The organism is Bacillus sp. 204(2023) (assembly GCF_037027505.1).
In the GTDB taxonomy this organism is placed as follows: domain Bacteria; phylum Bacillota; class Bacilli; order Bacillales; family Bacillaceae; genus Bacillus; species Bacillus subtilis.
On the sequence record NZ_JAXCHE010000002.1, the window covers coordinates 1 to 23,751 of the forward strand.

Below are 23,751 nucleotides of genomic sequence, written 5' to 3' on the forward strand. Positions count from 1 at the left end.
AACAAGTTCTCCTCACAGCCGCATGCCAAAACATGAAGAAGATTGCCACATACCTAGCCAAGCAAGGCTAGGCATGTGGGAGTGCTTTTTCTGCACCTGAAATCAGATGAATATGTAAAGAAACAGCACAAAACAAAAAAGCTTGTAGAAAAAAACACCGTTTTCTCTACAAGCTGAAGACCCTTAGGGGTCTTTTTTATTTCTTCAGCTTCCATTCTTTTATCGTCAGCTCAGAAGATCCACTTGCCACCAGCGGATCCGCATGGCCGATTTCCGCTGCCTCTTCCAGTGAATCTGCTTCGATGACATACGCTCCGCCTGTGGCGTCGCTGAATGGCCCAAACATTTTTAAACGTTTTTCTGCCTGTAAACGATCCAGAAATTCATAGTGCCCAGCCACATGCTCCTGATTTAATTTCTCCGTTCTCATTGTCAGCATTAAATATGTATACATATTCAGACCCTCCGTGAACTTCAGTTTAACACATTTATCCATATTACAGTGATAGATGATATGAGCTTTTCGTCCTACGAATGCCACCTATTTATGAAAAAAGAAAAGGAGAGATGATAGGTGAGCATTCCAGTAAAGAAAAATTTGGTTTCTGAGGCGAAATACGCGTTGAAGTGTCCTAATGCAATGTCCGCTGAATACATTACCATTCACAACACGGCAAACGATGCGTCAGCGGCCAATGAAATCAGCTATATGATCGGGAACACAAGCTCGACAAGCTTTCATTTTGCAGTCGATGATCAAGAGGTGATTCAAGGTCTGCCGCTTAACCGAAACGCCTGGCACACAGGTGACGGCACAAACGGTCCGGGAAACCGCAAATCAATCGGCGTTGAGATTTGCTACAGCAAATCGGGAGGCCCGAAGTTTGAGGCAGCTGAAGCCTTGGCGATTTCATTTGTTGCACAGCTGTTGAAGGAGCGCGGCTGGGGCATCGATCGGGTGAGAAAGCATCAGGACTGGAGCGGAAAGTATTGCCCGCACCGCATTTTATCAGAGGGGCGCTGGGATCAAGTGAAGGCGGCGATTGAAAAAGAATTAAACGGGGGCGTATCAGCGAAAAAAGCTGCAGTCTCTTCTTCGTCGTCTGTATATCATGTGAAAAAAGGCGACACATTGTCAGGGATTGCCGCATCACACGGAGTCAGTGTGAAAACGCTGCAAAGCATCAATCATATTACTGACCCGAATTACATTAAAGTCGGACAAGTGATCAAACTGCCTCAGACGGCATCTGCTTCTAAAAGCCATGCCGCATCCTCATATCCGCTCCCATCCGGCGTGATCAAAGTGACAAGCCCGCTGACGAAAGGAACAAATGTAAAGCAGGTGCAGACCGCTTTAGCCGCTCTTTATTTTTATCCTGATAAAGGAGCGAAAAATCACGGCGTTGACGGCGTTTATGGCTCGAAAACAGCAAATGCAGTGAAACGTTTTCAGTCTGTCAGCGGTTTAACGGCTGATGGGATTTACGGTCCGAAAACGAAAGCGAAGCTGGAGGAAAAGCTGTAAATGAAAAGACGGAAGCTGTGAAGCTTCCGTCTTTTCACCTTACATACAAACTGCGGCAAGCACCTTTTGAATATCATAAATGCTCTCATCTTTTTTAAACTGCTTTGAGACGGCAGGAAGTTCTGCGCCGGAAATCCAAATTTTCAGCTCTGAATCGAGGTCAAAGCGGCCGGCCGTTTCCACGCTGAATCTGGAAATGCTTTTGTACGGAATCGATTGAAACTCCGTTTTCTTGCCTGTGATTCCCTGCTTGTCCACAAGAATAAGCCGCTTGTCAGTGAAGACAATCAAATCGCGAACCAGCTTAAACGCGGCTTCAACCTTCTCACCCTCAAGTAAAATATGAGCAAGCTCTTCTTTTACAGCAGCCGTTGAAAGTGTTGACGCATTGCCGAGTAATCCATCAATAAACCCCATCATATACCTCCTCTGCGTATTCTATCAAATCATACTATAAAAAAGGTTTTCATTCATAGATGAGTAGAGTAAACTGGTGCTGACTGGTAAAGGGGGCGTTCAAAATGGAAGATATGTATGACAACTTTGCGGCCCTTTCTGCTTCTGAGTCGGAGTACCGGATTATTTATGAGGAGAAAAACGGAAGTGAGCTTATCGTCCTCGGTCCTCACGGCGGCAGAATTGAGCCTGGCGTCAGTGAACTGGTGCGGGCATTTTCTGATCGATGTTCCATCTATTTATTTGAGGGTCTAAAGCCGCGAAACAACCGTTCCTTGCATCTCACTAGCATTCGTTTTGATGAGCCGCTGGCTTTAGAAAAAGTGAATGACCACCATTACGCATTAGCGTTTCACGGGTATTATGATCCGAAAATCCCGCATACATTGGTCGGCGGGGCGGATCGTAAAAAAGCCAAGCTCATTTGTGAGCGTCTGAATGAAGCGGGTTTTAGCGCCGAGCTCACTAATGAGAAAGACCGCCTGGCAGGTGTACACCCAAACAATATTGTCAATCGGACGAAAAGAGAAATGGGACTGCAATTGGAGGTAAGCACGGCACAGCGAAACGCGCTATTCCGCAATTTTGGGTGCCGTGATAAAAGCTACATACAAAACGATTTGTTTGATCGATATGTGGAAGCTGTCAAGCTTGGCTTTTATACATAAAACGAAACGGGACCTGCACGGTCAGCCTATTCCTTCATACGCTGGGGTTGTGCGAAAGTGTGGGGAGGAATGATTCATGTTTTATCATATAAAAGAGCTTCAATATCAAGCAAAGCCAGCTCATCCCGATCCGGTTTATGCGAAAAAACTTCAAGAGGTGCTCGGCGGCCAATTCGGTGAAATTAGCGTCATGATGCAGTATTTGTTTCAAGGGTTTAACTGCAGGGCGGATGCTAAGTATAAAGATTTGTTATATGATGTGGGGACCGAAGAGATTGGACACGTAGAAATGCTGGCAACGATGATTTCCAGACTTCTGGACAATGCACCCGCGGATGTACAGGAGGATGCTTATAAAAGCAATCCCGCTATTGCAGCAGTCATGTCAGGGATGAATCCTCAGCACGCGATTGTGTCCGGATTGGGGGCGATGGCATCAGATAGTGAGGGCTATCCGTGGAATGCAAAATACATTATCTCAAGCGGAAACCTGCTGGCCGATTTTCGCGCTAACTTAAATGCGGAGGCCCAAGGACGCCTTCAGGTGACACGGCTTTATGCCATGACCGATGATCCAGGGGTAAGAGATATGCTGTCATTTTTGATTGCAAGAGATACCTATCATCAAAATATGTGGTACGCGGCCATTAAAGAGCTGGAGGAAAGAGAACGGGATATTGTCGTCCCGACGACGTTTCCGCGTGAGCTCGAAAAGCAGGAAGTCTCCTATGACCTGTTTAACTTTTCCAGGGGGGATGAAAGCTCACAAGGAAGATGGGCACATGGGGAAGCCTTTGACGGCCGGGGTGAATTCAGGTATATCCCGGCTCCGATTGCGTTCGCATCTGCGCCTCATCTTAAACCGGCGCCCATGTGGCTGCATAATACAGTTCCCCCAATGTCGAAATGTTAGGTTCTCTTCTGGGCTGAGGAATATATCCTTAGCCCGTATTTGATCAGATGTTTTTGCCAATATGATATAACGCTTTTTCCTCAGCGACCTGCAAGTGCTGCTGATCGCCTTCCTCGTACGCATTTGGCCGCTTGTGAGATAATAAATAAGCAAGCCGCTTCTGAAATTGAATACCTGCTTTACGCCGTTCAAACATGTCAAGCCTTTTATCAGCAAATTCCTTTGTTACCCGGAATACCGCCGCAATTGTGGCGAGTGCCTGGCTTCTCCATTGCGGCAGTTCCATCTGCAACAGCATAAAGGTTGGCACACAGAAGTGGTACATAAATTGATTTGCCTGGAATTCTTGAAGCTCTCTGAAGAGCTTGTTCATCTGAAAATGATTGCCTGCATGCTTTAACACGTGGCACAGTTCATGGCCAAAATCCTCCCATTGCTCTTCCCGTGACTTTTTTTGGTTCAATACGATACTGTACATGCCGTCGTATTTCACCATCATGCTCCCCATATCCTCAAAATGCACCCAAATATCCAGATCCTTTGCGATTTTCAGCATGTCAATGTGATGAGGGGATGTGATGCCCAGCCGGCCGTATAAATTTTTAACGTATTCCTCCAGATGTGATAAGTAATCGCCCAATTGAATACTCCCTTTCGAACATTTGTTCTATTTTTAGCGAGAAAGAAAAGCCCGTATAGGACTGGAAAGTAGTGTAGAAATCTTTCCCTTTTCTTTAAAAAATAAACACTTTTTTCTTTATATCGGTCTACTTTTTATATGTTTTAGAGAACAGAGAACGATTTATTTATTTTTCGGTTTGCGGTTTTTCTCTTTTTCTTTTAAATAGTTGATAAATTCGATGGCCTGCTGTTTGCTTTCTGGGGAAAAATCCTGCATATCGCGGTATGCAAGCTGCAGGTCCGGATCTGAGAACATATCGTCATCGGATTTTTTGTCTTTTCCCGTTAATAAGTAATCAGTCGTTACTTGAAAGTAATCAGCCAGCTTTTGGAGTGTGTCGTAATCAGGTTCGCTTCGCCCGTTTTCATAGTGGGAATATCGTGCCCGTGACACACCGATGTGTGATGCGATTTCTTCCTGTGTCCTTTTCCCTCTGAGACTCTTCAATCTGCCGCCTATCATACTATGACCTCTCTTTTTTAAACTCCCTATGTTACTTATGATTATAGATACAATATGTATCAAAATAAAGTTATGATAAAAAAAGTATCAAAAATAACTTGATGATACAGTTCGTATCGTTTATACTTGGTAACAGTTGATACGAAATGTATCGAAAACAAATCAGGAGAGTGATCACATGTATCCAATCCAAATTGTTTTTAGTGAAAATCCCATAGATCAGCGCCATCTCGGACAATCCGGCGGCACCATTTCGTTTACGGCATGCGGCCTTCCGGTGTTCCACTTTGAAACGCAAGAGCAGTTTCAAGCATACATGATGTTAAAAGGAGAAGCGGCGTACAATGAAAAACGATAAAAGCTATCCTTTTCCGACGTATTCAGGGTTATTGAATTCAGAACATTATGACAAAATCGGCCCGGCGCTATGGCTGTTTCTCTGGTTTATCAGCTCAACAACAAAAGAAATCGAAAAAGACGGCGTAAGCTGGGGCAACGTACTCGGCCATAAGCCGTTAAAAGCGAGAGAAATGGCGGCAGTCTTCGGCGTAAGTGAAAAAACCGTCAGAAGATGGCTGGAGCTTCTCGAAAACCATGATTACATAAAGGCCGTCCGTGCGCCATACGGACTGATGATTTCGGTCAAGCATTCCAAAAAATTCAGCTTCAGATCGGACAATACTGTACACGGGAGTCTAAAAGAACGGCCATTTTCGCCGCAGACACCGGACACAAACGACCGTACAGATATAGATAAAACAAACAAATATACTGCTGATGATGATGCAGTGGATCACATTGCGAAGCGGTTTACACAATTACGGTCGGCTCAAGAAGGACGCACCGTGTATCCTTCCTCAAGAGATTATCAAGCCATCGCCCGCATTGTTGCTATCGGCGTTCCTGTCACGCAAACAATCAAATGGCTTGAAGAATGCTTTCAGGCTTTTGAAAACCGGCGGACCGCCGCTTCTGAAACAATCAAGGCTTTTCGCTACTGCTCGAAATTCATTGAAGATCGATTTTTCGCGCAGCAAGCCAAAAAGAATGCCGCAATTCAGCATGAGAGGATGAAAAAACATGACAAAACGAACAATCGAACAGATTTTGGACGAGCTGAGAAGAGGGAGACGTCCATTACTGGCGGACAAACCGGCCGAATCAGACGTAAGCAGGTATGATTGCCTACGCTGCAAGGATCAGGGAGGTTATCTCGTCAGGCAGAATGGCCTGGAAGTTTGGACGATGTGCAGCTGCATGGCAGAACGGAAAGTGAAGCGGCTGCTGGGTGCAAGTGAGATTACCCACGCTTTCAGACAGCTCGGCTTCAAGGAATTCCGCACGGAGGGAAAGCCGCAGGCCATAAAAGACGCATTTGAGTGCACAAAAGAGTATGTTGCCGATTATGAACAAATCAAGGATTGCCGAAAAAACAGCATTGCCCTTTTAGGACAGCCCGGATCAGGGAAAACACACCTTTTGACTGCCGCTGCCAACGAATTAATGAGAACATGCTATGTGCCTGTCATTTATTTTCCGTTCGTGGAAGGCTTTACTGATCTGAAAAATGATTTTGCCCTATTAGAAGCGAAGCTGAACCGGATGAAGCAGGCGGATGTGCTGTTCATAGATGACCTGTTTAAACCGGTTAACGGCAAACCCCGCGCTACAGATTGGCAATTAGAGCAAATGTATTCGGTACTCAATTATCGCTACTTAAATCATAAACCGATTTTGCTTTCGAGCGAGCTGACAATTGAAGCACTTGTACGGGTCGATGAAGCGCTCGGCACGAGAATCTATGAGATGTGCAGTGACTATTTAGTGATTATCAAAGGAGCAGCCTACGAGCTTAACCATAGATTGGAGGGCGTCAGATAATGTGTAAGCTTTGTCAAACAAAGAAAGTCATTGTGGAACATACCGGTATTGGAGTCGTTTTTCATCCATGTCCGAACTGCCGGTCCGGCACTGACTTAACGCCTGTCATTCAAAAGCTGGAGCAAATGCTGACAGCGGGAAAAGCGAGGCTGAATATCTATGATTAAACAGCTGACTGCACTAATCGCTTTGCTGTTTCGGGCAAAGCGAACAGAAAAAAACATTGAACAATGGTATAAGGACGACGGGAAGTGAAAGTGTTGGCAAAGACAAAACAGGCAGAGAAAAGCCCTGCGCCGTGGCGTGCTGTCCCGTGCGGGGATACGAAACCGATCTATATTTATTCAGCTTACAGTGAAGAAGAAAAAGAAAGATTCCCATATTCAAACGGACGGCTGATTGCCGCTGTATTTGACCTCAGCTCTTATTCGCAAAAAAGCAATGCCGCTTTGATGGCCGCTGCGCCTGAATTGCTGGAAGCGTCTAAAGCAGCACTTGATTTTCTGAAGGGAAATTCTGTTCATTCAAAGGAGCGCATCATTCAGCTATTAGAAAAAGCCGAAGCAAGCGCTGCACCGAAAAAGGGAGGAAATAAAACATGATTCATCCTAAAAAACTGCTGCATATCGATTCCATCACGCTTAAGAGCCAGCTGGAGGAAGGGAAAATCCGTGTCATTATTGTGGATGGCATCAAGCAAGAAGCATGGATCACAGAAGCGCCCGAGCATGGAAAAACGCTCGTCGAAACAAGAAAGGGCGATCTTGCCCGTGTGGAATTTGAAATCGGCTACAAATTAAATTAAAGCGAAAACAGAATACGTCCAAGACGGAAAGCCTGCGGACACTGATCAACTGCACAGCATTTGTGCGTTGATTGGTGTCCGTTTTTTATTTGCCAAAAATGAGGAGGATCATAGAATGCAAGACTTACTATTTGAATATAAACGCACGCTCAAACAAACAAGAATACAATATAAACCGCTCGCTGAGGCAGATGAATCCGTGCTCTCAGCTGAAGAGCTGAAGGATAAAAAAATCATCAGAAATATGATTACTGATCTTGAATATGTAACAGAATGGCTTGAAAAAGGAAGGCAGCCCGGCATCAGACGGGCGATTGACCGGCGTGATGCCTACCAGCGGCTGATGATCAAAGACCCGAGAATCATCGAATCATTTTCCAGCGCTATGATGTTTGAGCCGGACGGACAGGTATCAGAAGAAGACAGAGAGAAAATTCGAGAAGCATTAGCCCTGTTAACGGACAGAGAAAAGGAAATGTTTTTGCTGCATAAGGTAGAATGTTTTTCTTATGAACGGATCGCCGATCTTCTCGGCGTGAAAAAATCGACAGTGCAAACGACGATTAAACGGGCGAGTTTAAAGATGCAAAGACAGCAGGAAGACATGAATCGATCACTTGCCTGAAAGCTTGTCATACGTTTGCCACCTATAAGTGAATAGAGCATGACACATAAGCGGCTGGCATGATCAGCCGCTTTTATGAATAAACAACCATGCTGGAGGTGGCGGTGATGCCGTAGCATGAAAACACAACTTCGCGAACAAGCATTAGCAATCTATCAACAACATCAAGGAAAGATCACAAATCGGGCGATTGCGGACACAATCGGTGTTTCCGCGAAAACAATCGGCATCTGGAAAAAACAAGACAAATGGAAAGAGGCCCTGTTTTCTGAGTCCAAAAACGAACAAAAACAGCGCCCTATAGACAACGATGAATTAAATGAACGCCAGCGGCTGTTTTGCCTGTATTACGTCAAAAGCTTCAATGCCACACAGTCAGCAATCAAAGCGGGCTATTCTCCGGACAGCGCTCATGTGACGGGCAGCCGGCTCTTAAAAAACGAAAAGGTCGCTGCTGAAATCAGACGCATAAAAAAAGAAATGGTCAATGAGATGTTTATTGAAGCGATGGATGTGCTGCAGGTTTATATCAAGATCGCGTTTGCGGATATTACGGACTATGTGACCTTTGGAAAAAAAGAGGTCCAGGCTGTCGGGAAATCGGGTCCGCTGTTTGATGAAGATGATAACCCGATTATGAAGGAAATCAGCTTTGTCGATGTCAAAGACTCGGGGCTCGTTGACGGCACCATTGTAACGGAAGCAAAGCTTGGCAAAGAAGGCATTGCCATCAAGCTTGCAGATAAAATGAAGGCGCTTGAGAAGCTGTCCTTATATTTTGATTTGTTTCCAGATCAATTTAAACAAAAAATTGAAAATGAGAAATTGAAGCTTGCCAAACAAAAAGCGGAGAAAACAGATGACAGCCAGGAGCCGATTGAAATTATGATCAAACGAAAAGAGGGCAAGTCATGATTGTAAAAGAAATCAATCCTCATTTCGAAGATTACGTGTTCAATTGGGAGCAGACGTACCAATTTCTCGTCGGCGGCTACGGCTCCTCCAAAAGCTATCATACCGCATTGAAAATCGTGCTAAAGCTGCTGAAGGAAAAACGGACGGCCCTTGTGATCCGGGAGGTGTTCGATACCCATCGGGATTCGACTTTCGCCTTGTTTCAAGAGGTGATCGAAGAGCTCGGTCTCACAAAGGCTGTGGCATCTCTTTCTTCCCCGCTGCAGCTGCGATTTCACAATGGCAGCCGGATCATGTTCAAAGGAATGGACAATCCGGCAAAATTAAAATCGGTTCATAACATTTCATTAATATGGATTGAAGAGTGCTCAGAGGTGAAGTATGAGGGGTTCAAGGAGTTAATCGGACGTCTTCGCCATCCTGAGCTAAAGCTTCATATGATCTGTACCACCAATCCCGTCGGCACCTCCAATTGGACGTATAGGCACTTTTTTCGGGATGAACGCAAGAAACGGTTTGTGCTGGATGACAGCGAACTTTACGAAAAGCGGACCATTGTGAAGGCAGATACGTATTACCATCATTCCACCGCTAACGACAATCTTTTTCTCCCGGAAAGCTATGTGAAACAGCTTGACGGACTCAAAGAGTATGATCCCGACCTGTACCGGATTGCCCGCAAAGGACGATTCGGCGTCAACGGGATCAGGGTGCTGCCGCAGTTCGAGGTACTCCCGCATAATCAAGTGAAAAAATGTATCGCAGCCATCAGCAAGCCAATCTTTCGTACAGGCATGGATTTTGGATTTGAGGAATCCTACAATGCCGTCGTCCGGCTTGCTGTAGATCCTGAAAAAAAATACCTCTACATTTATTGGGAGTATTATCAAAACAAAATGACAGATGACAGGACGGTTGAGGAGCTGCGTGAGTTTATTGAGACACAGGAATTGATCAAAGCCGACTCGGCTGAGCCGAAAAGCATTCAATATTTCCGCCAGCAGGGCTTTCGGATGGTTGGAGCCAGAAAGTTTCCTGGCTCCAGGCTTCAATATACCAAAAAGGTAAAACGGTTCAAAAAAATCTTCTGTTCGGATCGCTGTGAAAATGTCATCTATGAGCTCAAAACGCTGACGTATGCCAAAGATAAAAACGGAGCTCTGATTGAGGATGAATTCACGATTGACCCGCATACGCTTTCTGCCATTTGGTATGCGCTTGATGATTATGAGGTTGCTGATATGAAAGAGACAGCACACAAACGAATCCGGCCGAACCGAGAAAGGAGGAGGTCATAAATCATGCACAATCAAACAGTCAGAGCAACTGTATTTAAAGCCAATGCCGCGGCTCCTCAGACAAAGCAAATCTATGAAGATGACTTTTCTGAGCTGTACGGAGAGGACATTATCGCTCCGCCCTACAATATCATCGAGCTCAAAACCATTGCCGAATACTCGACTATTCTTCAGCAATGCATTGATGCGTACAGAGTGAATATTACAGGCTTTGGATTCGATGTTGAGTACACATTTGATGTCAACGCAAGTGATGTCGATCAGGCAAAAAAGAAAAGAGCGGAAAAAGACTGGGCCAGACTCGAAGCCTTTTATAAATGTCTTCACTTTGATGAATCAGCTGAAATGATTTTAGGCTATGCCATCGAAGACAGAGAAAAAACAGGCAACGGATTTATGGAAGTGCTTCGCGACGGGGCAGGAAAACCTGCCGGCATCGAATATTTAGATGTGAAATATATGCGTGTATGCGGAGCAGGCGAGCCTGTAGAGGTCTCATTTGTATATGAAGAAAACGGGAAAATGAAAAGGATCAAAAGGCAAAAACGCTTCCGAAAATATGTGCAGATGATCAATGGAAAGAAAGTATTTTTTAAAGAATACGGCGATCCGCGAAAAATGGATATGCGTACAGGTGAATATGTAAACACATTGGCAGAGAAGTATCAAGCAAATGAAGCCATTCACCTCAAAATCGGAAGCGGCGTATACGGTGTACCCCGCTGGATCGGCAATATTGTCAATTTATACGGAGCCCGAAAAGCAGAAGAGCTCAATTTTATGTATTTTAAGCAGGGGCGTCACGTCCCCGCTGCGATTACAGTGGAAAACGGGATGCTGTCTGAAGCTTCTTACCGGGAGTTGCAGGAATACATGAATGATCTTGAAGGTGTTGAAAACGCCCATAAATTCCTCCTGATCGAAGCGGAAGGAATCGCAAAAGAAAAGGATCTCCATGGAGGCGAGGATATTACGCCGGTTTCCGTTGAAATCAAATCTTTGGCTGAAATTCTCCAAAACGACGCCTTGTTTCTTGAATACGATGAAAAAAGCAGAAATAAGCTGCGTTCAGCGTTCCGCCTCCCGCCGCTGTATACAGGCGAGGCCCAGGAATACAACCGGGCGACAGCTGATACGGCTAGAAAAATTACGGAAGAGCAGGTTTTTCAGCCGGAGCGAAAAACGCTCGTGAATAAACTGAATACGCTGCTTTTGCCGGAGCTGAATATCCATGACGTCAGGCTGACATTAAAAGGACCAGACTTTCGTGATCCGCTTGAGATTGCGAAGGTGCTCGGTCCTTTTATTACAGCAGGAGCGGTCTCGCCGAATGATTTACGCGACCTTGCCGGACGGGTGCTTGGCAAAACACTGGAGGAGTGGCCGGAGGACATTTATAAACGGCCTGCAGGACAGGATGCGGAAAAGACAAACCTGACTGCGCTCATGCAGGAGTTGAAAGAAAGCATCGAAGATATCAAAACGTCCTGAAGGGAGGTGAATCAAGCAGGTGGCGCGAGAATTAAGAAATGCCAAAATCAGCTTTGTCAGTTATGTGGACAAGGCGGCTAACCAGACAGAATTTTTCTTTACGAAGTCAGCCGAACCTCCGTCATTTGAAAAAAAGGTTCGGCTGTTTACAAAAAGTGAGCAGGATGAACAAAAGCTCGTGTACGGAATCGTGTATGAGCCTGATGTTCCTGATGCCCACGGCGATTTTATGACCGCCGAGGAAATTGAAAAAGCGGCGCACGGTTTTCTCGCGGAGGCACGGGAGATTGATATCAATCACAGCTTTGAGGGCGGAACCGGCGTCGTGGTCGAGTCCTATGTGGCGCCCGATGATTTTATGATCGGATCAAAGCGGATTACAAAGGGCTCATGGGTACTCGTGACAAGAGCGTCTGACGAGGTGTGGGAACAGATTAAGGCTGGAATTATCACCGGCTACAGCATGGCTGGCACTGCAGATGTGTATGAAGAAGAACCGGTCGAAAAAGCAGGGTTCTTCAGTGTATTCAAGCAAATGCTTGCTGACAAAACAGGGAAGGAGACTGAAGAAATGAGAAAAGAAGACATGAAAGAATCATTCGAGCATGCGCTTTACCCTCTGCTCAAACGGCTTGAGCGGATTGAAAAAAACACAGACACGGAGGAAAAGCCGGAGCAGACGGGTGATGACGAGCGTCTGAAAAAGCTCGTTGAAGACATGCTTGCCCCGCTGATCGAACGCATCGAGGCTTTGGAAAAAGCGCGAGGCGCGTCTAAGCAGACAGCGGACGATACGGGCGGCAATACAGAGCAAGTCAAAAAATCAATCTGGAGCGGACTGCTGTAAAACCAGTCAAGGAGGAGGAAATCAATTGAGAAATCAAGAGATCATTCGGAAAGCGGAAATGTCGCTTTCTGCTTTAAAAAGTGGCGGGCTTATGAACCCTGCGCAAGCATCGGCTTTTATCCGCATGGTGCAAAACACGCCGACCATTTTCAGTGAATCCCGCGTGATTCAAATGGAAAATGACTCGCAAAAATTTGAGAAAATCGGCTTCGGCCAGCGTATTCTGCGGGCTGCGCAAGAAGGAAAAGCACTGTCAAACGACGAGCTGACAGTTCCAACGACAAGCACTGTCCAGCTGAACACGAAGGAAGTCATTGCGGAAATTAACATTACGTATGACACACTTGAAAACAATATTGAAAAAGGCGGCCTGCAGCAGACAATCATGCAAATTTTAGCAGAGCGCGCAGCAGTTGATATTGAAGAGCTGATCGTTAACGGTGATACAGCATCAGCTGATCCGTATCTGGCACAGCTGGACGGCATCCGTAAACAGGCGGTTTCCCATATCGTTGACATGAACGGTGAAGAATTGTCCAGAGCGACATTCAAGAAAGGCTTAAAGGCAGTTCCGCCAAAATATTTGCGCATCCCTCAGGAATTCAGATTCTATACGTCTCACGGCTTAGAAGTTGAATGGAAGGACCGCGTGGCAGACCGCCAGACAAACCTTGGGGACCAGGCTGTTCAGGGCGGCTTGTCAACAGCATTCGGCGTACCGGTCAAAGGGGTATCCAATATTCAGCCGTACACAGTCGGTGAGGGAGACGCGCAATATGACGCTTCTGATATCATTCTCACACATCCGAAAAATATCATTCTCGGCTTCTCCCGCAATATCCGAATTGAAGTCGACAAAGACATCCGCTCCCGTAAATTCATTATTGTCTTAACGGCCAAGCTGGACAGCAAGTTCGAGGAAGAGGATGCCTGCGCGAAATTAATTAACGTAAAAGAATAATAGAAACGAGGTGGTCAGCTCATGCTCATTGAACCGACTGACGTAGCCTCCTATTCGGTCTATGATCGGGTGAAAAACAGGCCGGAAGAGCTGCTGGCGCAGGATATCATCGAGGCGGAAGCAGAAGCGGCTCTCATCACGGGTCACCGCTTTGAAGACAGCTTGTATGATCCGCTGCCCGGCAAGGTGAAGTTGGCTTTAGTAAAGCTTGCCCAGTATTTTGCGCTTGTCAACAGCGATGAATCTGCCTCATCAAGCTATCAGTCTGAGAAAATGGGGGATTATTCCTACACGGTTTCCGGAGAAGGCGGGATTCAGCGGCCTGGGGTGTATCATTTGCTCGAAGAGTTTATCAAGCCGGGCTACGTCCCTGAATCCTCCAGGCTGAAGGTGAGATCTTTATGAGCTACAAGCAGATGCTCATTCACCGTTGCGAGATTTATCATGAAGCAGCGCAAGCACCGTCTGCAGGCCGATTTGGGATTCCGGCAGACAGGCTGCAGCCGGTGATTTCATATCCGGATACACCCGATGAACAAGATGTCCCTTGTTATTTTACCGAAAAAACGCAGCAGCTGATTCAGGAGAAGCCGGATCAAACTGTATATCATAGCTTTCTCGTCCATTTTCCGTTGTCAGCCGACATCCGCGTGAACGATAAAATCATTTGGGAGAATCATAAATATATACTAAAGCTGCCGAAAAGAATCAGACATCATCATTGGGAGGTCGTCGCAGTCAGGGATGAAAGCCTATGAAAATAGCGGGATTGAAACAGCTGAACACGGCATTAAAAGAAGCGGCTTCAGGCGGTTTTTCCAGACAGGCGTCCCGGTGGCTTGAGGAGTGCGGGCAAGATTTTCTGGAGATCGTCCAATCTGAACTCATCAGCACACAAACGATTGATACAGAAAAACTGCTCAGTTCCTTTGAGAAAGGCGCAGAGGACAATCTCTGGATTGTGCAAAGCGGCGGGCTTTCGCTTGAGGTGGGAACACAGCTTGATTACGCCTCATTTCTTAATGACGGCCATTGGACGTCAAAACAAGATGTGAGATGGGTGCCGGGGCGTTTTCAAGGCTCACGGTTTATTTATGATCCAGCGGCTTCAACGGGAATGGCGCTCAAGAGAAAATGGATACCGGGCACGGGCTACTGGGATCATGCACTGCTTTTATATGAACAGCTGTTTGGAAAATCGCTGGAAAGCAAACTGCGCCAGTGGCTGAAGAAGCTGTAAAGGAGGAGCAGGATGAACAGTGAAACAGGATCGATCATGGCGTTTTTGTACAGCCGGTGGTCTGTTCCCATTTATGAACGCGAGCTTCCTGATCACTTTCAGGTGCCGTCGTTATACGTCCCGCTACCATCTGTTTTCGAGGAAACAGATACGGTCTCCACATTTAAAAAAACCTACAGTCTCAATGTAAAACTGTTTCATCTGGACTCCGTTCAGGCGCTGGGTGAAGCGGACAGGCTCGCGGATGCCATCAGAGAAGCGAGAAATATGATTCCGCTGCTGAGTGAATCCGGTGAGAAGACGGGGGATATGGTTCGCATCTCCCAAATCGAGACAAGGGTAGGAGACAGGGGCGAGGCGGCCATGGTGATCAGGTGGAGCAGCCGATATTATTATCACAAAACAGAACAGCCTGTCTTACAGGATATCGACATGAACAGCGGGGTGAAATAAACGGTGTCAAAGGACAAACAACAGAAGAAGGCTGTACATACAAAGAGCCGGGAAGCTCTATTTGATACAGCGGATTTGATTAAGCACGCGAAGGAACTGTTCGGCGTTAAGCCGGATATTCTTCAGGGGGCTTTATTTGGCGTGGATCAACCACGTATGACGAAATCAGAAGCCAACCAATTGATTCAAACATTTCTAACCAAGGAGGTCATGTCATCATGAATGGCGGAACATTTACAACAGGCAAAGAAAAAGAACGTGCAGGCATTTATTTTAACTTTAAAACGACGGCACAGGAGCGGGTATCACTCAGTGAACGGGGAACAGTCGCACTTCCGGTCGCATCAAGCTGGGGTGAAGCGAAAACGTTCGTCTCCATTTCCAGTGTTGAAGACCTAAACAAAAAAGTGGGCCTCAGCATCGATGACCCGTCTTTATTGCTGCTGCGTGAAGCGAAGAAAAATGCGAAAACGGTATTGATGTACCGTCTAACCGAAGGTGTCCGAGCGTCTGCTGATATTGCTGAAGGCGTCAAAGCAACTGCAGTATATGGCGGAACAAAAGGAAATGACATTATCATCCGCATCAATCATAATGTGCTGGATGCTAATTCTTTCGATGTGACAACATATATGGACGAATCAGAGGTTGATAAACAGACTGTCAAAAAGGCTGAAGAATTAACAGCTAACGGCTATGTCACTTTTACCGGAACAGGCGATCTTTCTTCAACGATTCCTCTCACTGGATCAGAAGGAGACACTGCAGCTGAGACGCTGAATGCATCCGCGGGAATCCGTTTATCCGGCGGTACGGATAAAGCCCCTGTCAACTCCGACTATACAGATTTCTTAGCAGCGGCTGAAACGGAGAGCTTTGATGTGATTGCGCTGCCTGTTGCAGAAGGTGACCAGTTGAAGGCGACGTTTGCTGCTTTCATTAAACGCCTGCGCGACGGCCAAGGACAAAAAGTGCAAGGCGTCACAGCCAATTATGCCGGTGATTATGAAGGCATCATCAACGTAACCGAGGGTGTGCTGCTTGAAGATGGTACGGAAGTTACACCGGACAAAGCAACAGCTTGGGTAGCTGGAGCGAGTGCAGGAGCAACCTTTAACCAATCACTTACATTTGTAGAGTACGAAGGCGCAGTTGATGTGTTACACCGCCTTGACCACGATACGATTGTTGAACGTCTGGGCAAGGGTGAATTTTTATTCACATTCGACGCCCGTGATAAATCCGTCAGCGTAGAAAAGGACATTAACTCACTCGTGACGTTCACAGCTGAGAAAAACAAGAAATTTGCAAAGAACAAAATCGTTCGTGTCCTGGATGCTGTGAATAATGATTTAACACGCGAGCTGAAAGCCTTAATTAAATCAAGAAAAGGCAGCGGAAGCGATATCCCGGCATCTGAAGACGGACTGCAGTATGTAAAAACGATGATCACGCAATATATGACAACACTTCAGGATGCAGGCGGCATCACTGGCTTTGATTCCGATGAAGATATCACAATTTCAATGAATGAAGATCGTGACGGCTTCTTGATTGACCTGGCTGTACAGCCTGTCGACGCAGCAGAAAAATTCTACTTTAATGTGGAGGTAAACTAATATGGCATTAAAAGCACAAAACACAATTTCAGGAAAAGAAGGCCGTTTATTCCTCGATGGCGAGGAAATGGCGCACATCAAAACATTTGAAGCAAACGTTGAGAAAAACAAATCTGAAGTCAACATTATGGGCCGCCGCATGACAGGCCATAAAACAACAGGGGCAAATGGAACAGGGACCGCGACGTTCTACAAAGTCACATCAAAATTCGTGCTATTGATGATGGACTATGTCAAAAAAGGCAGCGACCCTTATTTCACGCTCCAAGCCGTGCTGGATGATCAATCCTCCGGCCGGGGCACAGAGCGAGTCACGCTGTACGACGTCAACTTTGACTCTGCCAAAATCGCAAGCCTTGATGTCGATTCAGAAGCGTTAGAGGAAGAAGTTCCATTTACATTCGAAGACTTCGACGTCCCTGAAAAGCTATCTGACACGTTTTAATCAAAGCTGAATCAAGCCCATACGCAGACCTTTCTCAGAAAGGTCTGTTTTTTAAAGATGAAACCAAACAATAGACAAGGGAGTTTTTTACATGAGCGAGAAGAACGAAAACGTATATGATCTTTCCTTTTTTATGCCGGGAAAAACAATTGAAGCTGAGGAAATCAAAGTGCCGATCTCAAAGCGTTTTGTTGATAAAAAAGGGAACATCGTGCCATTTATTTTTAAAGCGATCACGACGGAGCGCATTGATGAATTGGAGAAAGAAACAACAACGTATAAAAATGTCAAAGGCAGAGGCCGTGTAAAAGATTTAGACAGCCAACGCTTTTATGCCCGAATCGCAGTTGAATCAACCGTTTATCCGGACTTCCGTTCAAAAGAGCTTCGAGAAGCTTACAAAACGGCTGACCCGGTAGAAGTTGCGAAACGCGTGCTCTCAGTTGGAGGCGAGTATGCGAACTGGTTAAACAAAGCGATTGAGATTAATGGATTTGAAGATGAATTAGAGGATCTGGAAGACGAAGCAAAAAACTAATCAAGGATGGGCATAAAGAAGCCGTGTATCTCTACTATGCGATGCACGAGCTTCATTATTCTCCATCAGATTTATTAGAACTGTATGAAGCGCCTCGAAACTTCAAGGCGCTGTTGTATGGACTGATCGGATATAAGCTCGATCTCCTTGAAAAACAAGCAAAGAAAGGAGGAGCATCGTAATTGGCAAAGCTGACAGCAAGATTTGACTTGGAAGACCGGGTAAGCAAAAAGCTAAGAAAGATACAAAATGGATTTAGAGCGCTTGAAAAGTATAGAAAAATGACGCAGCGAAATAGAGCTATCGATATACGAAAAGAAAGCAAAACTGTGTTAAGGACAATTGACCGCATACAAAAATCATTAAAGAAAAAGCTTGGCGCCCAAATGATTTCCATTTCAGCTGAGGATAACGCCAGCACTGTCATTCAGAAGGTTCAAACTCAATTGCAGGGATTGCCGGCATCGGTATCTATTAAAATTGGCGCCAGTGACCAAGCAACAGAAAAATTTGAACGACTAAGAGAGCTCGTTGCGGGATTTAAAGGATTTACGATAATGCTGAGTGCAGAAGACCAAATTTCGCCGGCTGTTCAAAAAATACAGCGTTATATGGAAAATGCACTTCAAAATGGCTACTCTGTTACAATACGCGTGATTGATCACGTCATGAAAACAGTCGGTCGCATTTCAGCCGGTATTGATGCCTTAACAGGAAAAGACAACAAATTGGAGCTGGCTATTAATGACAAGGTGTCAGATAAGCTGGATTCCTTGCAGAAAAGAATTGATAGCATGGGAAGCTCAGGTTCACCGGATAAAGCAGCTTCTTCAGCCGGAGGAAATGCCGGTGATATTGCAAGCATGTTTGATCCGGAAACGATTTTGACAGCACTGGACAAATTTGCTGCATCATTCATGGAAAAAGTGGATGAAATCGCCACAAAATTCAGCCCGGAAACAATCCTAACAGAGCTGGATAAATTTACAACATCGTTCATGAATAAGGTGGATGAAATCGCCACAAAATTCAGCCCGGAAACAATTCTAACAAAGCTGGATAAGTTCACAACATCATTTATGAGTAAAGTGGATGCGATTGCGACAAAATTCAGTCCAGAGACGATTCTGACACAGCTTGACAAGTTCACAACATCATTTATGAGCAAGGTGGATGCAATTGCGACAAAGTTTAGTCCAGAAACAATTCTGGCACAGTTGGACAAGTTCACAACATCGTTCATGAGCAAGGTGGATGCAATTGCGACAAAGTTCAGTCCAGAAACGATTCTGGCTCAGCTGGATAAGTTCACCACATCATTTATGAGCAAAGTGGATGCAATCGCAACGAAGTTCAGCCCGGAGACAATTCTGGCACAGCTTGACAAGTTCACAACATCGTTCATGAGCAAGGTGGATGCAATTGCGACAAAGTTTAGTCCAGAAACAATTCTGGCACAGCTTGACAAGTTCACAACATCGTTCATGAGTAAGGTGGATGCAATCGCAACGAAGTTCAGTCCGGAGACAATTCTGTCCCAGCTGGATAAGTTCACCACATCATTTATGGGCAAAGTGGATGCGATTGCGACAAAGTTCAGCCCGGAAACGATTCTAAAACAGCTGGATAAGTTTACAGGCTCATTTATGAAGAAAGTAGATGAAATCGCAAGTGAATTCAGTCCTGAAGCCATTTTTAAACAATTGGATAAGTTTACAGGCTCATTTATGAAAAAAGTAGACGAAGTCGCAAGTAAATTCAGCCCAGAAGCTATTTTTAAGCAGCTGGACAAATTTACAGATTCCTTCATGAAAAAAGTGGATGATATCGTAAGTAAATTCAGCCCGGAAACAATCTTTAACGAGCTTGACAAGTTTACAGATTCCTTCATGAAAAAAGTGGACGATGTCGTAAGTAAATTCAGCCCGGAAACCATTTTTAACGAGCTTGACAAGTTTACAGATTCCTTTATGAAAAAAGTAGATGATGTCGCCAGCAAATTCAGTCCAGACGCCATTATTACTAAAGCGGAAGACTTTGTAACAAATATTGTTGACAAAATTTCAGAGAAATTTAATTTCCTGAACCCGGATAAAATCGCTAATAAAGCAGAAAAGTTTGTTGATAACATTGTTTCAAAAATCGCCAAGAAATTCGAGAAATTCAGCCCTGATAAAATTATTGAAAAAGTGGGAGAGTTTTTTGAAAAAATTATAAAAGGCATTGCTGAGAAGCTGGGGAATCTGGATATTGGCGGGTTGCTTGGCGGCAAATCCAGCGGAAGCAAAGGCAAACAAAAAGCTTCAAAAGCCAATACAAAGAACTCAACTTCTAACAATTCAAACCGCACTAAAAAACCTTCTATGAACCAAAAATCTTCAGGTTCAAAATCGAAAAAGTCAGGCGGCAAATGGGGCGGGGCTTGTGGTTGCTGCTGTGCCGGAATCAGTACAGGCAAAAGCAAAAAAGTCAAAAATAGAAACGGTTCATCAACAAAAGGGAATAAAACAAATCCTGTGAATACACCTAAATCTGCTAAAGGAGCATCAGGCAAAGGTTTTTCAGGCCTTCTGAAAACATTGGGTGAATCAAAAGGCTTAAAAGGCGGACTGAAGGGCTTAAAAGGAGCGGCAAAAGGAATACCGGGATTAGGCGAAATACTGTCCCTTACTGACTTAGCCGGTATCAATAAGGATAATGCTGGTGAAAAAGTAGGTTCAGCCGGCGGAGGTTTAGCAGGAGCCGCTGCAGGAGCGGCTATTGGAAGCGTTGTGCCGGGAGTCGGGACCGCTATTGGCGGTGTTGTAGGAGGAATTGCCGGTACTTTCGGCGGTGAAAGTTTAGGCAAGGCAATTGATGCCGGCGCTCTAGAAGATACATGGAACAGCATTACAGAGGGTGCGCAAAATGCCTGGTCAGCCATTCAGGATACTTGGGGAACTGTATCAACATGGTTTATGGACAATGTCTGGACGCCAGTATCAACTGCAGTTGTGGGTGTAGCAACAAGCATATGGTCCAACATCGTAAATGCATGGACAACGATTCAAACGATATTCAGCACGGTGGCAACATGGTTTATGGACAATGTCTGGACGCCGGTTTCATCAGCAGTTGTGGGTGTAGCAACAGCAATATGGTCTAAAATCGTAAATGCATGGACGACGATTAAAAATGTGTTCAGTACAGTTGCTTCATGGTTTATGAGTAATGTGTGGGGGCCAGTCAAATCTGCTGTAATAGGAGCGGCAACTACAATCTGGGATAAAATGACCGGTGCTTGGAATAAGATTAAGAGTGTTTTCAGTACGGTATCGGGATGGTTCATGGATACAGTTTGGAACCCGGTCAAAAATACAGTCTCAGATGTAGGTAAGGGAATCTCAGATGCTTTCAAAAAAGCGATAGACACCGTTAAGAACATTTGGAAAGGCCTGAGCGGCTGGTTTAAAAAGAATATTCAAGAACCTCTTACAAAGGTGGGAGAAGCGATTTCAGATGCTTTTTCTAAAGCGTTCGGCTGGGTGAAGCAAATCTGGGATAAAGCTGGCGGCGTAGCTAGTAAAGTAATTAATTTTGTAACCGGCGGCGGTGATCCGAATAAAGGTAAGGATCCGGATAAAAATGCCACAGGCGGCTACATCACCAAACCAACCATCTCGTGGATCGGTGAAGCCGGCAAGGAATTCGTTATCCCGGTTGATAACAACCGAGGCCGGGGGAAGATGCTTCTTTCACAAGCGGCGTCTAAGCTGGGTATGCAAGTTGTAGACGACATGGGCGCAGCTTCGTCTTCTGGCGGAGGTCCAGGATCTGTTTCAAGAGGAGCAGCTGTCAGTCCTCTATCAGGCTCAGCCTCCCCCGTAATGAACACTGCAAATCTTACAGGCCAAGCGTCCACACTCGGACAGCAATTTTCAGAAGGCTTTGGTAAAGGCATCAGCGATCAGCCGGTCAAAATGGAAGACTGGAAAAAGAAAAACATCAATACGCCATTTACACAAATGATTTCTGCTTCACCAAATTACGGTAAACAAATGGTAAGCGGGTATGCCAAGGGCCAAAACGGTACAGCAACCGGAACGGACGGCTTTTTGCAATCAAAAGTTAAAACGCCGTATCAAGCCACTGTGAACAAATCGTCTTCATGGGGCACAGGAACGGTCAAAGGCTTTGCGCAAGGACAAAACTCAACCCAAACAGGGACTGCACAGTATGTAAGTACACATGTTGACAAACCGTTCCTGCGTTCAAAAGACACATCGAACAGCTGGGGCTCCGGTTTGATCGGAAACTTTGTGACAGGCATGAATTCTAAATCCAGTGAAGTAAAACAAGCAGCAAAGGATATGGCCAAGAGAGTGGAGCAGGCTTTCCGTGAGGAGCTAGATATTCATTCACCTTCCCGTGTCATGATGAGCTTGGGGCGTTTTGCTTCAATTGGTGTTGTCAAAGGCCTTGGCTCAGTAGATGTAAAGAAATATGCTGAAAAACAAGCCGGATCACTGGCGGCTGCCTATTCCGGAATGGGAGCCATGGGCGGGAACGTAAAACAATGGATTATGGCTGCTCTCATGGCCACCAAGACACCGATGAGCTGGCTACCGGGACTCATGACGATTGCGCAGTATGAATCCGGAGGCAATCCGAATGCAATTAACTTGTGGGACAGCAACGCAAAAGCGGGGCATCCGTCACAAGGACTGATGCAGACGATCCCAAGCACCTTTAATGACCATAAAGCACCGGGTATGGGTAACATTAAAAACCCGATTCACAACGCAGCTGCTGCGATCGGCTATATTAAAAGCAGATATGGATCAATCAACAATGTGCCGGGTATTAAAAGCCTGAATCATGGCGGACCGTATGTCGGTTACGCAAACGGCGGGCTGATTACAAAAGAACAAATTGCCCGTGTCGGAGAAGGAAACAAGCGGGAATGGATCATTCCGGAGGAGCGAGGCATCCGCGGCCGCTACCTCCTTCAGAGAGCTGCGCAAGCTCTTGGTATGGAAGTGACAGATTCGTCTCAATCCCAGCAGTCTGAGCTTTCTTCAGGACAAGTTTCAGCAGTTACATCCGGTACACGGCAAACGATACAAACAGCCGGAACGAAAGAAATAAAGATTGAGTTTAACGGCGATCAGCATTTCCATAATGGACAGGATGCTGATGGCCTGGTTGCGAAAATCAAGCAGGCATTACTTGATGAATTACAAAATGACATTAACACCGGAACAAAGGGGGTCGTGGCTTTTGACTAAGTCTATCTATGAATTTTGGATATCACAGGGGAAAGAAAAGCTGCGATTCCCTGTTCTTCCTGAAGCGATTGATATAGCGAATAGTGTACAAAATGACTCAGTAAAGATAACGGGATTGGGTGAACTAACGTTTATTGAAGAACCCGGAGCAAAAGAAATTTCATTTTCTTCTTTTTTTCCAAAAAAGTATACGCCGATAGCTGAATATCAAAATCTCCCGTCTCCGGAAAATGCCATTGCGAAAATTGAAAAATGGATGAAGGCAAAAAAGCCTGTTCAATTTTTAATTACGGGAACAAAAATCAATATGACATGCAGTATTGAAAGCCTTAAATATAGTGAGGGAGACAATGAAATAGGAGATCGGGATTTTGATATTGTATTAAAAGAATACAAAACCGCTTTCCCTCGGAAAATCAAGCAGAAGAAAAAAACAAAGGCAAAACGTCCGTCGAAGGCTGCGCCGAAGACGTACACAGTGAAAAAGGGAGACACACTCTGGGACATTGCCGGCAGATTTTACGGGAACAGCACTCAATGGCGCAAAATTTGGAACGCCAATAAAACAGCAATGATCAAACGAAGCAAACGGAACATCAGGCAGCCGGGCCACTGGATTTTTCCCGGCCAAAAATTAAAGATACCGCAATGAAACAG

General features: G+C 45.4%; 30 protein-coding genes. 26 read left to right on the forward strand and 4 right to left on the reverse strand.

Annotated elements, in window-relative coordinates; translation table 11 throughout:
- Window positions 1-196: 196 nt before the first annotated feature.
- The gene (locus WA279_RS04390) at window positions 197-454 is read right to left on the reverse strand and encodes a YciI family protein (protein ID WP_336154423.1); all 258 of its coding nucleotides are present in this window, start codon (window positions 452-454) and stop codon (window positions 197-199) included.
- A gap of 120 nt (window positions 455-574) precedes the next feature.
- On the opposite strand from WA279_RS04390, the gene WA279_RS04395 reads away from it, so the two are divergent.
- Window positions 575-1,528: an N-acetylmuramoyl-L-alanine amidase gene (locus WA279_RS04395; RefSeq protein ID WP_336154424.1), complete on the forward strand. Its 954-nt coding sequence runs from the start codon at window positions 575-577 to the stop codon at window positions 1,526-1,528.
- 39 nt (window positions 1,529-1,567) lie between these two features.
- On the opposite strand, the gene WA279_RS04400 is transcribed toward WA279_RS04395, so the two are convergent.
- The gene (locus tag WA279_RS04400; protein WP_014479546.1) at window positions 1,568-1,945 is read right to left on the reverse strand and encodes a PH domain-containing protein; all 378 of its coding nucleotides are present in this window, start codon (window positions 1,943-1,945) and stop codon (window positions 1,568-1,570) included.
- 104 nt (window positions 1,946-2,049) lie between these two features.
- Here WA279_RS04400 and WA279_RS04405 point away from each other — a divergent pair, with 104 nt between their 5' ends.
- Both WA279_RS04405 and WA279_RS04410 read left to right on the forward strand, forming a co-directional pair.
- Window positions 2,050-2,652, forward strand: coding sequence for a poly-gamma-glutamate hydrolase family protein (locus WA279_RS04405; RefSeq protein WP_335388488.1), 603 nt, complete (start codon window positions 2,050-2,052; stop codon window positions 2,650-2,652).
- Window positions 2,653-2,728: 76 nt separating this feature from the next.
- The gene (locus WA279_RS04410) at window positions 2,729-3,565 is read left to right on the forward strand and encodes a manganese catalase family protein (RefSeq protein ID WP_003245071.1); all 837 of its coding nucleotides are present in this window, start codon (window positions 2,729-2,731) and stop codon (window positions 3,563-3,565) included.
- A gap of 43 nt (window positions 3,566-3,608) precedes the next feature.
- Here WA279_RS04410 and WA279_RS04415 read toward each other — a convergent pair whose 3' ends face one another.
- On the reverse strand, window positions 3,609-4,205 hold the full coding sequence (locus WA279_RS04415) for an ImmA/IrrE family metallo-endopeptidase (protein ID WP_003232721.1): 597 nt from the start codon (window positions 4,203-4,205) through the stop codon (window positions 3,609-3,611).
- A gap of 162 nt (window positions 4,206-4,367) precedes the next feature.
- Window positions 4,368-4,709 carry an HTH-type transcriptional regulator Xre gene (gene xre, locus WA279_RS04420; protein ID WP_003232719.1) on the reverse strand — a complete coding sequence of 114 codons (342 nt, stop codon included), beginning with the start codon at window positions 4,707-4,709 and terminating at the stop codon, window positions 4,368-4,370.
- A 178-nt stretch (window positions 4,710-4,887) separates the two neighbouring features.
- Here xre and WA279_RS04425 point away from each other — a divergent pair, with 178 nt between their 5' ends.
- The 23 genes from WA279_RS04425 (at window position 4,888) to WA279_RS04535 (ending at window position 23,746) form a co-directional block, all read left to right on the forward strand.
- Window positions 4,888-5,067 carry a hypothetical protein gene (locus WA279_RS04425; protein WP_003232712.1) on the forward strand — a complete coding sequence of 60 codons (180 nt, stop codon included), beginning with the start codon at window positions 4,888-4,890 and terminating at the stop codon, window positions 5,065-5,067.
- Window positions 5,054-5,890, forward strand: a complete 837-nt coding sequence (locus WA279_RS04430; RefSeq protein WP_336154426.1) for a phage portal protein — start codon at window positions 5,054-5,056, stop codon at window positions 5,888-5,890. Before WA279_RS04425 ends, WA279_RS04430 begins: the two co-directional genes overlap by 14 nt.
- A complete protein-coding gene (locus WA279_RS04435; protein WP_268550125.1) occupies window positions 5,790-6,590 on the forward strand; it encodes an ATP-binding protein in 801 nt (266 codons plus the stop codon). The genes WA279_RS04430 and WA279_RS04435 overlap by 101 nt, the downstream gene beginning before the upstream one ends.
- Window positions 6,590-6,757, forward strand: coding sequence for a hypothetical protein (locus WA279_RS04440; protein ID WP_003245588.1), 168 nt, complete (start codon window positions 6,590-6,592; stop codon window positions 6,755-6,757). The genes WA279_RS04435 and WA279_RS04440 overlap by 1 nt, the downstream gene beginning before the upstream one ends.
- A gap of 84 nt (window positions 6,758-6,841) precedes the next feature.
- Entirely contained in the window at window positions 6,842-7,192 is a 351-nt protein-coding gene (gene xkdD, locus WA279_RS04445) for a phage-like element PBSX protein XkdD (protein ID WP_251186991.1), read from the forward strand.
- On the forward strand, window positions 7,189-7,395 hold the full coding sequence (gene xtrA / locus WA279_RS04450) for a phage-like element PBSX protein XtrA (protein ID WP_014476537.1): 207 nt from the start codon (window positions 7,189-7,191) through the stop codon (window positions 7,393-7,395). The genes xkdD and xtrA overlap by 4 nt, the downstream gene beginning before the upstream one ends.
- Window positions 7,396-7,510: 115 nt before the next feature.
- Window positions 7,511-8,020, forward strand: coding sequence for a sigma-70 family RNA polymerase sigma factor (locus WA279_RS04455; protein ID WP_120028003.1), 510 nt, complete (start codon window positions 7,511-7,513; stop codon window positions 8,018-8,020).
- A 117-nt stretch (window positions 8,021-8,137) separates the two neighbouring features.
- Entirely contained in the window at window positions 8,138-8,935 is a 798-nt protein-coding gene (gene xtmA, locus WA279_RS04460) for a phage terminase small subunit (protein WP_336154431.1), read from the forward strand.
- Entirely contained in the window at window positions 8,932-10,233 is a 1,302-nt protein-coding gene (locus tag WA279_RS04465; RefSeq protein WP_336154433.1) for a PBSX family phage terminase large subunit, read from the forward strand. Before xtmA ends, WA279_RS04465 begins: the two co-directional genes overlap by 4 nt.
- A 3-nt stretch (window positions 10,234-10,236) precedes the next feature.
- Window positions 10,237-11,724 carry a phage portal protein gene (locus tag WA279_RS04470; protein ID WP_003232695.1) on the forward strand — a complete coding sequence of 496 codons (1,488 nt, stop codon included), beginning with the start codon at window positions 10,237-10,239 and terminating at the stop codon, window positions 11,722-11,724.
- A gap of 19 nt (window positions 11,725-11,743) precedes the next feature.
- Window positions 11,744-12,571, forward strand: coding sequence for an XkdF-like putative serine protease domain-containing protein (locus WA279_RS04475; RefSeq protein ID WP_003245836.1), 828 nt, complete (start codon window positions 11,744-11,746; stop codon window positions 12,569-12,571).
- Between the two features lie 25 nt (window positions 12,572-12,596).
- Complete coding sequence (locus tag WA279_RS04480) at window positions 12,597-13,532, forward strand: phage major capsid protein (RefSeq protein WP_336154437.1); 936 nt, start codon at window positions 12,597-12,599, stop codon at window positions 13,530-13,532.
- A gap of 21 nt (window positions 13,533-13,553) precedes the next feature.
- Window positions 13,554-13,937 (forward strand): protein YqbG, encoded by a 384-nt coding sequence (gene yqbG / locus WA279_RS04485; protein ID WP_336154438.1) that lies wholly within the window; start codon window positions 13,554-13,556, stop codon window positions 13,935-13,937.
- Window positions 13,934-14,290, forward strand: a complete 357-nt coding sequence (locus tag WA279_RS04490) for a YqbH/XkdH family protein (RefSeq protein WP_336154439.1) — start codon at window positions 13,934-13,936, stop codon at window positions 14,288-14,290. The genes yqbG and WA279_RS04490 overlap by 4 nt, the downstream gene beginning before the upstream one ends.
- Complete coding sequence (locus tag WA279_RS04495; RefSeq protein ID WP_336154441.1) at window positions 14,287-14,772, forward strand: HK97 gp10 family phage protein; 486 nt, start codon at window positions 14,287-14,289, stop codon at window positions 14,770-14,772. The genes WA279_RS04490 and WA279_RS04495 overlap by 4 nt, the downstream gene beginning before the upstream one ends.
- A gap of 12 nt (window positions 14,773-14,784) precedes the next feature.
- Window positions 14,785-15,225, forward strand: a complete 441-nt coding sequence (locus WA279_RS04500) for a phage tail terminator family protein (protein WP_336154443.1) — start codon at window positions 14,785-14,787, stop codon at window positions 15,223-15,225.
- A gap of 3 nt (window positions 15,226-15,228) precedes the next feature.
- Window positions 15,229-15,447 (forward strand): hypothetical protein, encoded by a 219-nt coding sequence (locus WA279_RS04505; RefSeq protein ID WP_003232679.1) that lies wholly within the window; start codon window positions 15,229-15,231, stop codon window positions 15,445-15,447.
- Complete coding sequence (locus WA279_RS04510; protein ID WP_124048335.1) at window positions 15,444-16,844, forward strand: phage tail sheath family protein; 1,401 nt, start codon at window positions 15,444-15,446, stop codon at window positions 16,842-16,844. The genes WA279_RS04505 and WA279_RS04510 overlap by 4 nt, the downstream gene beginning before the upstream one ends.
- Window position 16,845: 1 nt before the next feature.
- Window positions 16,846-17,289, forward strand: coding sequence for a phage tail tube protein (locus WA279_RS04515; protein WP_003232677.1), 444 nt, complete (start codon window positions 16,846-16,848; stop codon window positions 17,287-17,289).
- A 91-nt stretch (window positions 17,290-17,380) separates the two neighbouring features.
- Window positions 17,381-17,827 carry a phage tail assembly chaperone gene (locus WA279_RS04520; RefSeq protein ID WP_014479556.1) on the forward strand — a complete coding sequence of 149 codons (447 nt, stop codon included), beginning with the start codon at window positions 17,381-17,383 and terminating at the stop codon, window positions 17,825-17,827.
- A 41-nt stretch (window positions 17,828-17,868) separates the two neighbouring features.
- Entirely contained in the window at window positions 17,869-18,009 is a 141-nt protein-coding gene (locus WA279_RS04525; RefSeq protein ID WP_072692631.1) for a hypothetical protein, read from the forward strand.
- Window positions 18,010-19,311: 1,302 nt separating this feature from the next.
- A complete protein-coding gene (locus tag WA279_RS04530) occupies window positions 19,312-23,094 on the forward strand; it encodes a transglycosylase SLT domain-containing protein (protein ID WP_442894661.1) in 3,783 nt (1,260 codons plus the stop codon).
- Window positions 23,087-23,746 (forward strand): LysM peptidoglycan-binding domain-containing protein, encoded by a 660-nt coding sequence (locus WA279_RS04535; protein ID WP_336154448.1) that lies wholly within the window; start codon window positions 23,087-23,089, stop codon window positions 23,744-23,746. The genes WA279_RS04530 and WA279_RS04535 overlap by 8 nt, the downstream gene beginning before the upstream one ends.
- The last annotated feature ends 5 nt before the right edge of the window (window positions 23,747-23,751 follow it).

Excerpts from the sequence above, each read along its gene's own strand:
- WA279_RS04390 (WP_336154423.1), bottom strand. The coding sequence starts at position 454 with ATGTATACATATTTAATGCTGACAATGAGAACGGAGAAATTAAATCAG.
- WA279_RS04400 (WP_014479546.1), bottom strand. The coding sequence starts at position 1,945 with ATGGGGTTTATTGATGGATTACTCGGCAATGCGTCAACACTTTCAACG.
- WA279_RS04405 (WP_335388488.1), top strand. The coding sequence starts at position 2,050 with ATGGAAGATATGTATGACAACTTTGCGGCCCTTTCTGCTTCTGAGTCG.
- WA279_RS04410 (WP_003245071.1), top strand. The coding sequence starts at position 2,729 with ATGTTTTATCATATAAAAGAGCTTCAATATCAAGCAAAGCCAGCTCAT.
- xre (WP_003232719.1), bottom strand. The coding sequence starts at position 4,709 with ATGATAGGCGGCAGATTGAAGAGTCTCAGAGGGAAAAGGACACAGGAA.
- WA279_RS04425 (WP_003232712.1), top strand. The coding sequence starts at position 4,888 with ATGTATCCAATCCAAATTGTTTTTAGTGAAAATCCCATAGATCAGCGC.
- WA279_RS04430 (WP_336154426.1), top strand. The coding sequence starts at position 5,054 with ATGAAAAACGATAAAAGCTATCCTTTTCCGACGTATTCAGGGTTATTG.
- WA279_RS04435 (WP_268550125.1), top strand. The coding sequence starts at position 5,790 with ATGACAAAACGAACAATCGAACAGATTTTGGACGAGCTGAGAAGAGGG.
- WA279_RS04440 (WP_003245588.1), top strand. The coding sequence starts at position 6,590 with ATGTGTAAGCTTTGTCAAACAAAGAAAGTCATTGTGGAACATACCGGT.
- xtrA (WP_014476537.1), top strand. The coding sequence starts at position 7,189 with ATGATTCATCCTAAAAAACTGCTGCATATCGATTCCATCACGCTTAAG.
- WA279_RS04455 (WP_120028003.1), top strand. The coding sequence starts at position 7,511 with ATGCAAGACTTACTATTTGAATATAAACGCACGCTCAAACAAACAAGA.
- xtmA (WP_336154431.1), top strand. The coding sequence starts at position 8,138 with ATGAAAACACAACTTCGCGAACAAGCATTAGCAATCTATCAACAACAT.
- WA279_RS04465 (WP_336154433.1), top strand. The coding sequence starts at position 8,932 with ATGATTGTAAAAGAAATCAATCCTCATTTCGAAGATTACGTGTTCAAT.
- WA279_RS04470 (WP_003232695.1), top strand. The coding sequence starts at position 10,237 with ATGCACAATCAAACAGTCAGAGCAACTGTATTTAAAGCCAATGCCGCG.
- yqbG (WP_336154438.1), top strand. The coding sequence starts at position 13,554 with ATGCTCATTGAACCGACTGACGTAGCCTCCTATTCGGTCTATGATCGG.
- WA279_RS04490 (WP_336154439.1), top strand. The coding sequence starts at position 13,934 with ATGAGCTACAAGCAGATGCTCATTCACCGTTGCGAGATTTATCATGAA.
- WA279_RS04495 (WP_336154441.1), top strand. The coding sequence starts at position 14,287 with ATGAAAATAGCGGGATTGAAACAGCTGAACACGGCATTAAAAGAAGCG.
- WA279_RS04500 (WP_336154443.1), top strand. The coding sequence starts at position 14,785 with ATGAACAGTGAAACAGGATCGATCATGGCGTTTTTGTACAGCCGGTGG.
- WA279_RS04510 (WP_124048335.1), top strand. The coding sequence starts at position 15,444 with ATGAATGGCGGAACATTTACAACAGGCAAAGAAAAAGAACGTGCAGGC.
- WA279_RS04515 (WP_003232677.1), top strand. The coding sequence starts at position 16,846 with ATGGCATTAAAAGCACAAAACACAATTTCAGGAAAAGAAGGCCGTTTA.
- WA279_RS04520 (WP_014479556.1), top strand. The coding sequence starts at position 17,381 with ATGAGCGAGAAGAACGAAAACGTATATGATCTTTCCTTTTTTATGCCG.
- WA279_RS04525 (WP_072692631.1), top strand. The coding sequence starts at position 17,869 with ATGCACGAGCTTCATTATTCTCCATCAGATTTATTAGAACTGTATGAA.
- WA279_RS04530 (WP_442894661.1), top strand. The coding sequence starts at position 19,312 with ATGAGTAAGGTGGATGCAATCGCAACGAAGTTCAGTCCGGAGACAATT.